This is a genomic window from Actinoplanes sp. NPDC024001 (genome assembly GCF_040638955.1).
GTDB lineage: Bacteria > Actinomycetota > Actinomycetes > Mycobacteriales > Micromonosporaceae > Actinoplanes.
Genome location: NZ_JBEZZB010000004.1, coordinates 84,698 through 99,888, shown reverse-complemented (window position 1 = coordinate 99,888; position 15,191 = coordinate 84,698). Strand labels below are relative to the sequence as shown.

10 protein-coding genes are annotated in these 15,191 nt (G+C 72.5%); 8 read left to right on the top strand and 2 right to left on the bottom strand.

The genetic code is table 11. The features are described 5' to 3' along the window. Positions 1-90: 90 nt before the first annotated feature. From AB0F81_RS03510 to AB0F81_RS03500, 3 genes are all read left to right on the top strand, one after another. The gene (locus AB0F81_RS03510; protein ID WP_360190273.1) at positions 91-444 is read left to right on the top strand and encodes a hypothetical protein; all 354 of its coding nucleotides are present in this window, start codon (positions 91-93) and stop codon (positions 442-444) included. Next, positions 437-2,389: a hypothetical protein gene (locus AB0F81_RS03505; RefSeq protein WP_360190270.1), complete on the top strand. Its 1,953-nt coding sequence runs from the start codon at positions 437-439 to the stop codon at positions 2,387-2,389. The genes AB0F81_RS03510 and AB0F81_RS03505 overlap by 8 nt, the downstream gene beginning before the upstream one ends. 455 nt (positions 2,390-2,844) lie before the next feature. Beyond that, positions 2,845-3,306 (top strand): hypothetical protein, encoded by a 462-nt coding sequence (locus AB0F81_RS03500; RefSeq protein WP_360190267.1) that lies wholly within the window; start codon positions 2,845-2,847, stop codon positions 3,304-3,306. A 9-nt stretch (positions 3,307-3,315) separates the two neighbouring features. Here the strand turns inward: AB0F81_RS03500 and AB0F81_RS03495 are convergent, their stop codons facing one another. Continuing rightward, on the bottom strand, positions 3,316-4,902 hold the full coding sequence (locus tag AB0F81_RS03495; protein ID WP_360190264.1) for a methyl-accepting chemotaxis protein: 1,587 nt from the start codon (positions 4,900-4,902) through the stop codon (positions 3,316-3,318). Between the two features lie 213 nt (positions 4,903-5,115). On the opposite strand from AB0F81_RS03495, the gene AB0F81_RS03490 reads away from it, so the two are divergent. Both AB0F81_RS03490 and AB0F81_RS03485 read left to right on the top strand, forming a co-directional pair. Then, on the top strand, positions 5,116-8,961 hold the full coding sequence (locus AB0F81_RS03490) for a Pls/PosA family non-ribosomal peptide synthetase (protein WP_360190261.1): 3,846 nt from the start codon (positions 5,116-5,118) through the stop codon (positions 8,959-8,961). Next, positions 8,958-10,301: a M1 family metallopeptidase gene (locus AB0F81_RS03485; protein WP_360190336.1), complete on the top strand. Its 1,344-nt coding sequence runs from the start codon at positions 8,958-8,960 to the stop codon at positions 10,299-10,301. Before AB0F81_RS03490 ends, AB0F81_RS03485 begins: the two co-directional genes overlap by 4 nt. 3 nt (positions 10,302-10,304) lie before the next feature. Here the strand turns inward: AB0F81_RS03485 and AB0F81_RS03480 are convergent, their stop codons facing one another. Next, positions 10,305-11,414 (bottom strand): hypothetical protein, encoded by a 1,110-nt coding sequence (locus AB0F81_RS03480; RefSeq protein WP_360190258.1) that lies wholly within the window; start codon positions 11,412-11,414, stop codon positions 10,305-10,307. A 146-nt stretch (positions 11,415-11,560) separates the two neighbouring features. Between AB0F81_RS03480 and AB0F81_RS03475 the strand changes: the two genes are divergently transcribed. The 3 genes from AB0F81_RS03475 (at position 11,561) to AB0F81_RS03465 (ending at position 14,825) form a co-directional block, all read left to right on the top strand. Beyond that, positions 11,561-12,772: an AGE family epimerase/isomerase gene (locus tag AB0F81_RS03475; RefSeq protein ID WP_360190255.1), complete on the top strand. Its 1,212-nt coding sequence runs from the start codon at positions 11,561-11,563 to the stop codon at positions 12,770-12,772. Then, on the top strand, positions 12,769-13,686 hold the full coding sequence (locus AB0F81_RS03470; protein ID WP_360190252.1) for a carbohydrate kinase: 918 nt from the start codon (positions 12,769-12,771) through the stop codon (positions 13,684-13,686). The genes AB0F81_RS03475 and AB0F81_RS03470 overlap by 4 nt, the downstream gene beginning before the upstream one ends. A gap of 305 nt (positions 13,687-13,991) precedes the next feature. Further along, a complete protein-coding gene (locus tag AB0F81_RS03465) occupies positions 13,992-14,825 on the top strand; it encodes a PHB depolymerase family esterase (protein WP_360190249.1) in 834 nt (277 codons plus the stop codon). Positions 14,826-15,191 lie beyond the last annotated feature (366 nt).

Sequence of the window (15,191 nt, the reverse complement as noted above, 5' to 3'; positions counted from 1 at the left end):
CGATTAGGCTATGTAGCCGATCTTCACCGATATTTACGCTTTTTCAGGGCGACCGCGCGGGCACGGCCGCGTGGCGCCCTGGAGGGTGAGATGAAACGGTCGATGAAATGGATCGTGACGTCGGTGATCACGGTGGCGGCCTTCGGCGGCGGCCTCTGGCTGGGAGACTTCCTCAGTGATCGACTTCTGCCGCCGGGATGGCCGGATGCGGGCAGAGCCGGAGCGGCGACGGCCTTCGCGGCGCTGGTGAGCGCGACGATCGCTTTCAGTATCGGCAAGTGGTGGACCGAGCACGAGCCCGAGAAAAAGCCCGAGAACCCGACGCTCCATCAATCCATCAGCGGCAACATCTTCGGTGGCTCGGGGGTCACCGCCAACAACGTCGGCCGCGATCTCAACATCGGCGACCTCGGGTCCTCGCACAGAGACAAGCACCATGGCTGAGGCTGACACCGGCGGCGCCGGCCCGTGGGCCGGTTCGTTGTCTCAATCGATCGACGGATTCGTGGTCGGCAGCAACGGCGGCGTCACCGGCAACAACGTCGGCCGGGACCTCAACTACCACTACCACGTGACTCCCACGGTTCGAAGAGCTGTCGAACTGATCGACTCGGACGATCCACCCGCAACGCAGCTCGCCGAGTTCGTGAAATGGTCACAGGACGAGCGCCGGGCCATCCTGTGCGAGGTGCGCACCGACCGGGCCGTCAGCCTGATCGCCGGGATGGCCGCGAAGCCTGACTTGCGTCCCTCGATGATGGAGTTGCTTGAGCGCGCTTCCGCCAACCGCGTGATCGAGCTGTTGGGCCCGAGCGGCCTGCGGCAGACGCTCGCCGCCTGGATCATCCTGAGACTGTCACGGGACCGCGCCCACCATCTGGTAAGCCTGCTCGCCGCACGTCAGCCGGAGCCGGCCGCGCGCCTGATCGAGTGCGTGGCCGGCCTCAAGCCAGACTCCGAAGAACAGGCCGGACCGGCCCGGGCGGCCGAGGTGTTCCCCGGCGGCGACACCGGAACCCGCGTCCTGGCCGCCCTCTCCGACAGCCCGGTCGCCGGCAACCTGCTGGTCCGGCTGCCCCGCGACCTGCTGACGACCCTGCTGCCCGGCCTGCGACCGGACGAGCTGTGCCGGCGGCTGCGCCACGCGCCCAGGACCGTGCTGGGCGCCCTGTCCGAGGCCGACGAGTCCACGCTGCCGATGGCGGACATCGCCCAGGTGCTCAACGACCTCGACGGCGACCGACTCGCTCAGGCGCTCTGCACCCTCGGCCCCGCCCGCTCGCAACGCTGGCTGAACCTGATGCCCGAGCGCCGGACCGCCCTGATCCTGGACCGCGGCATGGGCATCCCCGGGGCCGCATCGATGCTCGACGCCATGGAGCGCGGCCGGGCGGCGCGGGTGCTGCGGGCCGTCGGCGACGAACGCCGGGCCGCCGCGATGCTGGAACGGGTCGACCGCGGCACGGCCACCGACCTGCTGCGAGTCCTGGCCACCACCGACCACGCCGACTGGGCCGGCGCTCTCCTCGTACGCATGCCGAATCGCCTGGTGGGCGCCCTGCTCGTCTGGATCGCCCTGCAGGACGCCGAAGCCGCGAAGCGGCTGCGTGTCGCGCTCGCCGCCCGGCAGCCGGGCCGCGGCACCCCGGCCCAGGTGTGGAGGTTCGGGCCGACCGGCTGGCCCGCCCTCGACGCCTGCCTGATGATGTTGAGCATCGCCGGCCTGGTCCGGCGCGGCCCGGGCGGCAGCCGCACCACCGTGGACCTGTGGCGCTGTCTGCGCGACGAGGCGAGCCCGCCGGACTACCGCAAGCAGCGCACCATCCTCGCCGCCGTCCTGCCGGTGGCCTTCCTCGCCGGTGTCGTCGCCTTCTGGGACGGCCCGGCGCCCGCGCCGGCCCGGTCCGCTCCCCTGCCGAGCCCGTCGGTCATCGAGCGGGCGTCCGAGCCGGCGGGCTCACCGCAGCTGGCGGCCTACCGGGCGGACTGGCCCGCCCCCGGCTGCACGGTCTGGCGCCGCGACACGACAGTGACCCTGGATCCCGCCCAGCCGTCCCCGGTCGAGGGCATGCTGCGCATGAGGTGCTCTCCGCAGAACGCCGAGGGCTACGAGCTGGCGGTCGTCTGGTACCCACCGGCGGCCCCCGGCACCGACCGCTTCACCGGACGGCCGAAGACCACGCTCGGGCCCGCGCTGCCGTGGTCGACCGCGGACGGCACTCGGCAGGGCACCTATCTGAAGTACTACCCGGAGAAGGACAAGGCCGCGATCTGGCTGGAGGACCAGCGGGAACCCGTCGCGCTGATGCTCTTCGGCCCGCCGAAGGGCGGTGACGTCTTCGCCCAGCTCGAACATCTCCTGGACACCCACGGCTACCGCCTGTCCTGACTCAGTTCCCCCGCGGCCGTGCTGCTGGCGGTGTGGGAGTGGGAGGACGTCGTCATCGACGGCGAGGCCCCGGAGTTCGACGAGTGGCTGGCCGTGGTGGCGGTCGGCTGGCTCCCGCTGATCGCCGTGGCGCTGTTCCGGCTGATCCGGCTCTACCGGCGGATGCGGGTGGCCGCCCAGGCCGCGGTCGAGGCTTTCCAGAACACCGTGCACACCGTCGCGGGTTGGGTGTGGCGCGTGGATGTGAACCTGCGGGTCACCTACTCCAGCGAGGGGGTGCGGCCACTGCTGGGGCTGGAGCCGGAAGCGGTGCTCGGCCGCGAGGTCGCTGCGGTGCTCACCGATGACGCCGAGCCCGGCCTGCCGCCCTCGGTCGGCAGGCCGGCCAGGAATGGCAGACCCGGGCCCGGCACGCGGACGGCACGGTCCGGCACCTGCGCAGCAGCGCCACCCCGGTGTACGACGAGCAGGGCCGCCTCGTGGCCTACCACGGCTTCAGCATCGACATCACCGTCGAGGTGCTGGCGACCACGGCGCAGCGTGACCAGGACGAGCAGCGCGAAGCGGCCCGCGCCCGGATCACCGCGGTGCTGAACCACGAGGACGCCCTGCAGATCCACCTGCAGCCGATCGTCGACCTGACCACGCGCCGTGCCGTCGGCGCGGAGGCTCTGGCCCGGTTCGCCGGGCAGCCGTACCGGCCGCCGAACGAATGGTTCGACGAGGCGTGGCAGGCCGGACTCGGCCCGGACCTGGAGCTGCGGGCGGTCACCGCCGAGGGGGTGGAGACCGCCGAGGAGGTCGGCGTGCTGCTCGACACCGGGGTCCGGCTGGCGCAGGGCTATCACCTCGGCCGCCCCGCCCCGGCGTGGCCGGCTGAGCACTACCGGAACGAACTGCTGGTCGCCGGCCGCTGACGGGCAGGTTCAGCGACGGAAGTGCTCGACCAGGGTGGTGAGTTCCCCGGCGAGCCGGGACAGGTCGGTGGCGGCCTGCTGAGTGGTCCGGGCGCCGGTGGCCGTGACGGTGGCGACCTGGGCGACCTCCGACACCGACCGGGCCACCTCGCCGCTGCTGGAGGCGGCCTCGGCGACGGTACGGCTCATCTCGGCCGTCGTCGCGGTCTGCTCCTCGACCGCGGAGGCGATCGTGGTGGTGTAGTCGCCGATCTGGTTGATCACTTCGGTGATCTCGTCGATGGCCGTGGAGGCGGACTCGCTGGAGGCCTGGATCGCGCTGATCCGGCTGGTGATCTCGTCGGTGGCGCGGGCGGTCTGCTGGGCCAGCTCCTTGACCTCACCGGCGACCACGGCGAACCCCTTGCCCAGCTCACCGGCGCGAGCGGCCTCGATCGTCGCGTTGAGCGCCAGCAGGTTGGTCTGTTCCGCGATGCTGGTGATCAGCCGGACCACGTCGCCGATCTCGGCGCTGGCCGCGCCCAGTTCGGCGACCTGGGCGGTGGTGGCCCGCGCCGTGTTCACCGCGCGGTTGGCGACCTGGGCGGCCTGGGCCGCATTGTTGGCGATCTCGGCGATGGAGGCGCTCATCTCCTCAGCACCGGCGGCGATGGTCTGCACGCTGCCGTTGGTGGTCTCGCTGGCGGTGCTGGCCAGGGCAGCCTTGTCGGAAGTGTCGTTCACCCCGGACTGCAGCTGGCCGCTGACCGCCGACAGCTGTTGCGCGGACCCGGAGAGGGTCACGGCGACCTCGGCCATCCGGTTGACGCTGTCACGGACCGCGGCGGTGCTGGTGTTGAGTTCCTCGGCCATGCGGCCCAACTCGTCGCGGCTGTGCACGTCGGCCGTCACGGTGAGGTCACCGGCGGCCAGGGCGCGGGTCACGTGCCGTACGCCGGTGATGGTGCCCATGATTCCGCGCACCACCAGGAACGCGACCGCGCCGGCCAGCAACACCCCGGCCACCAGGACGGCGATCACCGTGGTCCGGGCGGTGCGGTAGGCGGCGGCGGTCTCGGCGCGTTTGTCGGCGGCGACCCGCAACTCGATGGTGACCAGGTCTTTGAGTGCGTCGATGCTGGCCTGCCGCAGCGGGCGGGCCTGGCTGTCGCGGGCGGCGGTGAACCCGGCGACGTCGTTGCGGGTGGCCAGCGGCACCAGCGTGCCGTCACGGAGTTCTTGCAGGCTGCTCCAGCTCTCCCGGAACTTCGCGACGGCTTCTTCCCGGCCGGTCATGTCCGTGGCGGTGTAGCGCGCGAACACGGTGTCGATGTCCGCGTCGGCCGCCTCGATGGCTTCCTGATCGGTGGCCCTGTCCGCCGCAGTCCGCGAGAGTGCCAGGTCCAGCGTCGCCGTCCAGCTTCGGTTCACCCCGCCGCGGACCTCGCTGAGGTCGGCGACCGGCACCAGATTCTGGCTGTAGAGGTATTCGTTGGCGTCGGCCGCCGCCGAGAGCCGGCTCAGCCCGATCAGGCCGATGATGACGGCCGTGAGCAGCGCCGCCAGCACCGCTACGTAAACCTTGACCCGCACTGACAGATCGGAGAACCACCCCACAGACGAATACCACCACGCGCGAGGTCCGAGAGCCGCCTGAATGCCGGGAATGTGGGAGCCGGGCGGTGTGTCAGTCGACACGAATCCGACACGGAGCCGTGATTCTCCGTTCTCAGCCCGTAGCTTTGAGTGCTGCCCCGGGCAGCTCGTCGCCGCGCGCCTGGCTGACGCTGACCCCGTGAGGGTGGAGATGGAGCACGCCGAGTGACCGTCATGACTGACCTGCGACTGATCGACCTGCCCGAGATCACCATCGAGCCCGAGGCTCCGGCGCTGTTCAGCACCTGGTCAGCCCCGGTGCGCCGGACCCTGATGGACATCCTCGACGCGACCGTCCGGGCCCACCCGGGCGCCCAGGCGATCGACGCCGGCGGCACCACCCTCACCTACCGTGAGCTGGCGGTCGAGGTCGACGCGGTGCGGGCGACACTGGCCGGGCACGGGATCGGCGCCGGCGACCGGGTCGGCATCCGGGTCTCGTCCGGCACCGCCGAGCTCTACCTCGCCATCCTCGGCGTGCTGGCGGCCGGCGCGGCGTATGTGCCGGTCGACGCCGACGACCCGGACGAGCGTGCGGAGCTCGTCTTCGCCGAGGCCGGCGTCAGCGCGGTCATCGGTGACGGCCTCGGGGTGTCGGTGCGCCGCCGGCCCGAGGGCCGTCCGGGCCGCCCCGGGCCGGACGACGACGCCTGGATCATCTTCACCTCCGGCTCGACCGGCACGCCGAAGGGCGTCGCCGTCACGCACGCCGCCGCGGCCGCGTTCGTGGACGCCGAGGCGCAGCTGTTCCTGGTCGGCGAGGAGGTCGAGCCGATCGGCCCGCACGACCGGGTGCTGGCCGGGCTGTCGGTGGCGTTCGACGCCTCCTGCGAGGAGATGTGGCTGGCCTGGCGGCACGGCGCCTGCCTGGCCCCGGCCGCGCGCTCACTGGTGCGCAGCGGTGTCGACCTGGGCCCGTGGATGGCCGAGCAGCGCATCACGATCGTCTCCACGGTGCCCACGCTGGCCGCGCTGTGGCCGGCCGAGGCGCTCGACGAGGTCCGGCTGCTGATCTTCGGCGGCGAGGCCTGCCCGCCCGAGCTCGCGGAACGTCTCGCGGTCGAGGGGCGCGAGGTCTGGAACACGTACGGCCCGACCGAGGCGACCGTGGTGGCCTGCGCGGCGCCGCTGACCGGGGAGGGCCCGGTGCGCATCGGGTTGCCGCTGGCCGGCTGGGAACTCGCCGTGGTCGGCCCGGACGGTGAGCCGGTCGCGATGGGCGCGACCGGCGAGCTGGTCATCGGCGGGGTCGGCCTGGCCCGCTACCTGGACGCGGCCAAGGACGCCGAGAAGTTCGCGCCGCTGCCGTCGCTCGGCTGGCAGCGGGCGTACCGCAGTGGCGACATCGTGCGCGCCGAGCCGGAGGGGCTGGTGTTCCTCGGCCGCGGCGACGAGCAGGTGAAGCTCGGCGGGCGCCGGATCGAGCTGGGCGAGGTGGACGCGGCACTGCAGGCGCTGCCCGGTGTCGCCGGCGCGGCCGCCGCGGTGAAACGGACGGCTGCGGGCAACCAGCTGCTGGTGGGTTATCTGGTGCCGCACGACGGCGCGGAATTCGACGTGGCGGCGGCGACCGCACGGATCCGCGAGCAGTTGCCGGCTGCCCTCGTACCCCTGCTGGCTGTGGTGGACAGCCTGCCCACCCGGACCTCCGGCAAGGTGGACCGGGCCGCGCTGCCCTGGCCGCTGGCGACCGCCGGGCCGGAGGCCGGCGAGCTGACCGCGACCGAGGAGTGGCTGGCCGGCGGCTGGGAGGAGATCCTCGGGGTCCGCCCGGCCGAGGCGAACGCCGACTTCTTCAGCAGTGGCGGCAGCAGCCTGAACGCGGCGCAATTGGTGGGCTGGATCCGGCTGCGGCACCCGCAGGTGTCGGTGGCCGACGTCTATCAGCATCCCCGGCTCTCGCAGATGGCCGCGGTCCTCGACAACCTCGGCACCACGACCACGACCCGCCGTGAGGTGCGGCCCACTCCCCTGTGCGCCGGGCTGATCCAGGCGCTGCTGATCCTGCCGATGCTCGCGCTGGTCGGGCTGCGCTGGCTGGTCGTGCTCGCGGCGATCAGCAACCTGGTCCCGTGGGCGCCGACGGTCAGCTGGTGGTGGATCGCGGCGGGCTGGCTGCTGCTGTCCAGCCCGCCCGGACGGATCGCCATCGCGGCCGGGGGCGCCCGGCTGCTGCTGCGCGGCGTGCGCCCCGGCGACCACCCTCGCGGCGGTGGCGTGCATCTGCGGTTGTGGGCGGCCGAGCGGCTGGCCGAGCTGAGCGGCGCGACCGGCGTCGCCGGGGCCGGATGGATGATCACCTATGCGAAGGCGCTCGGCGCGAAGATCAGCGAAGACGTCGATCTGCACTCCGCGCCGCCGGTCACCGGCCTGTTGAAGCTGGGCCGTGGCGCGGCCGTCGAGCCCGAGGTCGACCTGTCCGGCTACTGGGTGGACGGCGACGTCGTACGGATCGGTGCGGTGCGTGTCGGCGCCCGCGCCCGCGTCGGCGCCCGGAGCACGCTGATGCCCGGCGCCCGCGTCGGCAAGGGCGCGAAGGTGGCCGCCGGCTCGACGGTGACCGGTGCCGTGCCGGCGAACCAGCGCTGGGCCGGCTCACCGGCCGGGCCTGCCGCCAAGGACGCGGCGGACTGGCCGGCGCAGCGGCCGCCGCGCCGCTCGAAGTTCTGGGTGGCCGCCTACAGTGTGACCGCCCAGCTGCTGGGCCTGCTGCCGGTGGTGGCCCTGTTGCCGGCGCTGGCGCTGCTGCTCAGCCGGCCGGATCTCGGTGCCGCGCTTCTCGCCGTCCCCGTGGCGGCTGTCGTCTACTTCGTCGGCTACGCCGTGCTCGTGCTCGTCGCCGTCCGCGCACTCAGCATCGGTGTGCGCGCCGGTTACCACCCGGTGCACGGTCGGGTGGCCTGGCAGGTGTGGACCACCGAGCGTCTGATGGGGATGGCGCGGGCCGCGCTGTTCCCGATGTACGCCAGCCTCTTCACCCCGGTGTGGCTGCGGCTGCTCGGCGCGAAGGTGGGCCGCGGCGCCGAGGTGTCCACGGTGCTGGCACTGCCGGCGATGACGACCGTCGACGACGGGGCGTTCCTGGCCGACGACACGATGGTCGCCACCTACGAGCTGAGCCACGGCTGGCTGCGGGTCGCCCCGGCCCGGATCGGCAAGCAGGCGTTCCTCGGCAACTCCGGGATGGCGGCGCCCGGCCGGTCGGTGCCGAAACGGGGACTGGTCGGGGTGCTGTCGTCGGCGCCGCGCAAGGCGAAGAAGGGCTCGTCGTGGCTGGGCGCCCCGCCGATGCCGTTGCGCCGCACCGTCGAGTCGGGTGACGCCAGCCGTACCTATGCCCCGCCGCTGCGGTTGAAGCTGGCACGCGCCGCGATCGAGCTGTGCCGCATCGTGCCGGTGATGTGCGCCGGCGCCCTGGCCGTGCTGGTGCTCGCCGCGCTCGCGTGGGTGTGGCAGAGCGCCGGCGGCTGGGCCGCCGCGCTCGTCGCCGGGCCGGTGATGCTCGGCGCGGCGATCACCGCCGCGCTGCTGGCGTCGGCCGCGAAGTGGCTGCTGGTGGGCCGGTTCCGGGTCACCGACCAGGCACTGTGGACGTCGTTCGTCTGGCGCAACGAGCTCGCCGACACGTTCGTCGAGGTGCTCGCCGCGCCGTGGGTGTTCCGGTTCGCCAGCGGCACGCCCCTGCTGAACCTGTGGCTGCGGACCCTCGGCGCGAAGATCGGCCGGGGCGCGTGGCTGGAGACGTTCTGGCTGCCGGAGTACGACCTGGTGCGGCTCGGCCCCGGCGCCACCGTCAACCGGGGGTGCGTGGTGCAGACCCACCTGTTCCATGATCGGATCATGAGCATGGATGAGGTCACTCTGGGCGCGGGCGCCACCCTCGGCCCGCACGGCATCGTGCTGCCCGGCGCGAGCATCGGCGCGCGCACCACCGTCGGTCCCGGTTCGCTGATCACGCGCGGCGACAACGTGCCCGACGACAGCCGGTGGATCGGCAACCCGATCGCGGCCTGGCGATGAACCCGGCGCTGCGGCCGGGTGATCCCTCGCCGGGCGCCGACCGTTCCACCGACTCCTACCTGCCCGAACACGGCAACGGTGGGTACCGGGTGCTGCACTACGACCTCGACCTGGACTACCGGGTGGTGACCAACCGGCTCGCCGGCCGGGCGGTCATCACGGCCCGGGCGGTCCAGTCGCTGTCGCGGTTCAGCCTCGACCTCGGCCGCTTTCGCGTCCAGGACGTGCGGGTCGACGGGCGGCCGGCCAAGTTCGGCCTGCGGCCGAACAAGCTGCGGATCAAGCCGGAGCGGCCGATCGGTTACGGCGCCATCTTCACCATCGAGATTCGGTACGGCGGGGAGCCGCACCCCATCGCCGGCCGGTGGGGCGACATCGGCTGGGACGAGCTGACCGACGGGGCGCTGGTGGCGAGCCAGCCGAACGGGGCGCCGTCCTGGTTCCCGTGCAACGACCGGCCCGACGACAAGGCCACGTTCCTGGTGTCGGTGACCGCCGCGTCGCCGTACACCGTGCTGGTGACCGGCGACCTGGTCGCCCGGCGCCGCCGGGCCGGCACGACCACCTGGGTCCATGAGCGCACCGAGCCGACCGCGCCGTACCTGATGAGCGTCCAGATCGGACGCTACGAGCAGGTGGAGCTGGCGGCCGGCCGGGTGGTGCAGCGGGCGGCGATCCCGCCGCGGCTGCGCGCGGCCTTCCGGCACGACTTCGGCCGGCACGGCGAGATCATGGCGAGTCTGGAGGGGTGGTTCGGCCCCTACCCGTTCCGGGAGTACGTCGTGGTGGTCACCGACGACGACCTGGACGACCCGGTCGAGGCTCAGGGCATGGCCGTCTTCGGGCGCAACCACGTCGACGGGCGGCGCACCCACGAGCGGCTGGTCGCGCACGAGCTGGCGCACCAGTGGTTCGGCAACAGCCTGACGATCGCGGACTGGCGGCACATCTGGCTCAACGAGGGCTTCGCGACGTACGCCGAATGGCTGTGGTCGGAGATCTCCGGCGGCCGTTCGGTGAACGCGCACGCGGCCCAGTGGCACGCCTGGCTGCGGACCCGCCCGGCGCCGATCGCCGTCGCCGACCCCGGTGTGGACCGGATGTTCGATCCGCTGGTCTACAAGCGCGGGGCACTGACCCTGCACGCCCTGCGGCAGCGGGTGGGCGATCTCGCGTTCTTCGCGCTGCTGCGGTCGTGGACCGCCGAGCACCAGCACCGGACGGTGACGACCGGGCAGTTCCGGGACCACGCCAAGCGGTTCGCGACGGAGCCGTTGGACGGCCTGTTCGCCGCGTGGCTGGACCGCCCGGCGTTGCCCCCGCTCCCTCGGGTCTCGTGACCGTCAGGAGATCGGGACCAGCAGGAACCCGCGCCGGTCGTAGAACCCGCCCGAGTCGCAGTCGTACGGGCAGGCGAACCCGGTGATCGCGCCCCGGTCGTTGATGTCCGAGGCCGAGTAGAGGGTGACACCGGCGGGCAGGCCGGGCACCCGGGTGTTGAGGTCGACCATCCGGCCGTTCTGCCAGAGGAACGCCCGCGCGTCGTAGGTGGCGGTGGTGGGAATGGTGGCGACCCCGACCACCTGACCGGCTTCGTTGATCGACTTGGCTTCGGAGTACCGGCCGCCCAGGGTGCCGAGGTCACGGATGGTCCCGTTGCGCCAGAGCGCGGCGTGCACCTGCGCGGCGGTGTTCTGGGAGGCGCCAACGACGTCACCGCGATCGTTGATGCCGGTGGCGTAGGTGGATTCGGTGGTGCCGCCGAGGGTGCCCAGGTCCTTGAGGGCGCCGCCGGTCCAGAGGAAGGCGTGCAGGCCGCCCTCGGGCACGGAGGCGCCGCCCACCACGTGACCGTGGTTGTTCACCGCGTAGGCGATGCCGTCGGTGCCGTACCGGCCGGCGGCGCCACCGAGCGTGCCCAGGTCGATGATCCGGCCGTCCTTCCAGACCACGGCCCGTTCCGGCTCGCCCTGCTGCGCGAACCGGGTGCCGACGACGACGCCGCTGTCGTTGACGTCGCGGGCGGCGCTGCCGCTGCCCGGCCCGTAGCCGGTGCCCAGGTCGGTCAGCACGCCACCGGTGTGCCGGAAGGCGTGCGGCGGGTCGGTGAAGTTGACGTGCGTGTGGCCGACCACGACGCCCTGCTCGTTCACCGCGGTGGCCGCGCTGTCAGCGGTGCCCAGGTCACGGAAGACGCCGTTGCGCCAGCTGAAGGCGTGGATGCTGAAGGGCCCGGCGATCGTCGAGTGGCCGACGACCGTACCGCAGTTGTTGAGGCCGGCTGCTTCGCTGCTCGCTGCTGCCGAGGAGGGTGCGCCGATCGCACCCAGGTCGATGTACCGGTAGCGCGGCAGAGCCGCCGCGGCCGAGGCCGCGGCGGGCGCCACCACGCCGGCTCCGATCGATATCGCGGACGCCGCCAGGACGGCCGCCATCCCCCGTGATCGCTTCATGCCATCGATCATGGTGGACATCGGGGACGCCGGGTCTTACCGATCCCTTACGGCTCTACCTTTAGTTAAATTAATAATCTTTCGTTGACAGGGGCGGAGTGCTTCTCCATGCTGATGCGACACCCCCAGCAAAGGAGTAGGTCCCGTTGAGGCCTTCAGACACCGCCTGGCTCTCTCAGGAGACGGGGCGTCTGCTCGACTTCGGCCGCGCTTTCCCGCACCCGCTCGGCGGAGCCGCGTGGCTGCGCACGGACGGCACACCGGACGTCGACGCGCCGGTGCACACCTGGATCACCGCGCGCATGACGCACGTCTACAGCCTCGCCCACCTGCTCGGCGTGCCCGGCGCCGGCGCGCTCGCCGACGTGGCACTCGCCGGCCTGACCGGTGTCCTGCACGACCGGGAGCACGGCGGCTGGCATCCCGCTGTCGCCGCCGACGGCCACCCGGCACCCGGCAAGTCCTGCTACGACCACGCGTTCGTGGTGCTCGCCGCCGCGTCGGCGACCATCGCCCGGCGGCCCGGCGCCCCCGCGCTGCTGACCGAGGCGCTCGACACCCTGGTCGGGCGCTTCTGGGACGACGAGCACGAGATGTTCGCCGACCAGTGGGACACCGGGTGGAACCGGCGGGACGACTACCGCGGCCTCAACGCCAACATGCACGCGGTCGAAGCGATGACAGCCGCGTTCGACGCCACCGGCCGGCGGGACTTCCTGCAGCGGGCGCTCGCCATCACCGGGCGGACTGTGGGCTGGGCGCGGGACCACGGATGGCGCCTGCCGGAACACTTCGACGCCCAGTGGCAGCCGCGCCTGGACTACCACCGCGACCAGCCGCACGACCCGTTCAAACCGTTCGGCGCCACCGTGGGTCATGCCCTGGAGTGGTCGCGGCTCATCCTGCACCTGGAGGCCGCGCTCGGGCCGGAGGCGGAGGATTGGATGCTTCCGGGAGCTCGGGCGCTCTTCGATCAGGCGGTCGACGACGGCTGGGCGGTCGACGGCGCTCCCGGTTTCGTCTACACGACCGACTGGGACGGCACGCCGGTCGTCCGCCAGCGGATGCACTGGGTCGCCGCGGAGGCGATCGCGGCGGCGGCCGCGCTGCACACCCGCACCGGCGAGCAGCGGTACGCCACCTGGTGCGAGACCTGGTGCGACCACGTGCGCGAGCATTTCGTGGACCCGGAACACGGCTCGTGGTGGCACGAACTGGACCCCGCCAACCGTCCGGCGGCGACGACCTGGCCGGGCAAACCGGACCTCTACCACGCCGTACAGGCGATGTTGATCCCCCGGGCGCCGCTGGCGCCGGGCCTGGCGGCCGCGTGCGCGAAGTCCGGAGTGGTGCGATGAGACCGTTCCTCGTGGTGGGCGAGGCGATCCTCGACGTCATCTCCGAATCCGGCCACGACCGGGAGCTGCCCGGCGGCAGCCCGGCCAACGTCGCCGCCGGCCTCGGCCGGCTCGGGCACCAGGTGGGCCTGTGGGCCCACATCGGAGCAGACCACGCGGGTACGGTGCTGCGCGAGCACCTCACCGCCTCGGGCGTCGACCTGCTGGCGCCGGTGGCGGGTGTGAGTTCCCGCGCGCACGCCCGGATCCAGCCGGACGGGTCGGCGCGCTACGAGTTCACGGTGGACTGGCCGCGCTGGCCGGGCGGCCCGGCACCGGACGAGCCCGCCGAGCACGTGCACACCGGCTCGATAGCCGCGCTGATGCCACCGGGAGCCGACGACGTGGAGCAGCTGCTGCGGCAACGCCGTGCGGCCGCGACCGTCAGCTTCGACCCCAACGTCAGGCCATCGCTGATCGGCTCGCCGGACGAGTCCCGTGCCCGGGTGGAGACCCTGGTGGCCGCGAGCGACGTGGTGAAGGCCAGCGACGAGGATCTCGCGTGGCTCTACCCGGGCGTGCCGCCTCTCGACTCCGCACGCAAGTGGCTGGCGCTGGGCCCGTCATTGGTGTGCGTGACGCTGGGCGCGGAGGGGGCCTTCGCGGTGGCCGGCGACCTTGATGTGGCGGTCCCGCCGGTTCCGGTCACGGTCGCCGACACCGTCGGGGCCGGTGACGCCTTCATGTCCGGCCTGCTCGACGCGTTGTGGGAGCGCCGGTTGCTGGGCGTCGAAGCCCGGCTGCGGCTGGGTGCTGTCACGGGCGAGACGATCCGTCAGGTGCTCTCCCGTGCGGCGCTGGTCGCGGCCATCACGGTCTCGCGCGCGGGCGCTGCCCCGCCTACCGCAGAGGAGGTCTCCGCATGGGAACGCTGACCGGGGCGGTGGCTGCTGCGATGACGGCGGTGGTAGCGCTGGCCACTCCGGCGGCGGCCGCCGCGCCCTCCGGCACCGCGCAGTCGTCTGGCATCGCAGGCTCATCCGTCACCGCGCCGTCGTCCGGCACCGCAGGTACATCCGTCACCGCGCCGTCGTCCGGCACCGCAGGTACATCCGTCACCGCGCCGTCGTCCGGCGTCGCAGCTTCGTCCGGCATCGCGGGCTCGCCCAGGTATTGCACACGTGCGCCGGCCCCAGGCGAGGGCGTCCTTCCGGTTACCTTCCAAGGTCGGCAGTATCCGGTGACCGTCTACGTTCCGGCCGGCGCGCGGCACGGCGAGCGCCTGCCGGCAATCCTCAATCTGCACGGCACGCAGAGCACCGGCAGCAACCAGCTGCACTACAGCGACATGAAGCCGTCCGCCGACGCCGGCCGCTACCTCGTCCTGGCGCCCAGCGGGGTGATTCCGGCCGCCAGCGGCTTCGCCTGGAACGTCCCCGGCGTGGGAACCCCACCGCACGCCGCGCGCGACGACGTCGCCTTCCTGGACCAGGTCATCGCTACCGCGGTCACCTCACTGTGCGCCGACCCCAAGCGCGTCTACGGCACCGGCTACTCCGGCGGCGGCCGCATGATCTCCGCCTTCGCCTGCCACCGCCCACACCGGCTCGCCGCCATCGCACCCGTCGCGGGCCTGCGCGCCGGACGCCCGGATCCGCTCGACCCGTCCCGGCCCGATCCGCAGTCCTGCACCCCGGCCCGGCCCGTCCCGGTGCTCACCTTCCACGGTCTCCAGGACTGGACCAACCCGTTCCAGGGCGGCGGCTCCGAGTACTGGCGCTATTCCGTACCCGCAGCCCAGCAACGCTGGGCCACCATCAACAACTGCGCGAGCAAGGCACGCACGGTCACTCTCACCCCACAAATCTCCAAGATCACGTACGCAGGCTGCCGCCACGGCGCAGAGGTGGTCCTCTACACCGTGGCCGACGGCGGGCACACCTGGCCCGGCACCCCGGTCGACAACGGCAACGGCACGGTCACCCACGAGATCAACGCCAACCAGCTCATGTGGCGCTTCTTCCAGCGCTACCGCGTCCACCCCAACCAAGCACCAGCCGCTCCGCCCGGCTGACACTCAGCGTCCCTCCATCCCGCCCGAACCAGCTCGAGCACCAGCCACCCCGCCCAGCAGACACACCCGAAGCAACTCCGAACAGCAGCCACCCCCACCGGCTGACACCCAGAGTCCCCTCGCCCCACACGAAGCAGCCCTGAACGTCAGCCGTCCCGTGCGGCTGACACCCAGACTCCCCTCACCCCGCACGAAGCAGCCCTGAACGTCAGCCGTCCCGTGCGGCTGACACCCAGAGTCCCCTCACCCCGCACGAAGCAGCCCTGAACGTCAGCCGCCCCGTGCGGCTGACACCCAGAGTCCCCTCACCCCACACGAAACAGCCCTCAACAGCAGCCGCCCCGTGCGGCTGACACCCAGAGTCCC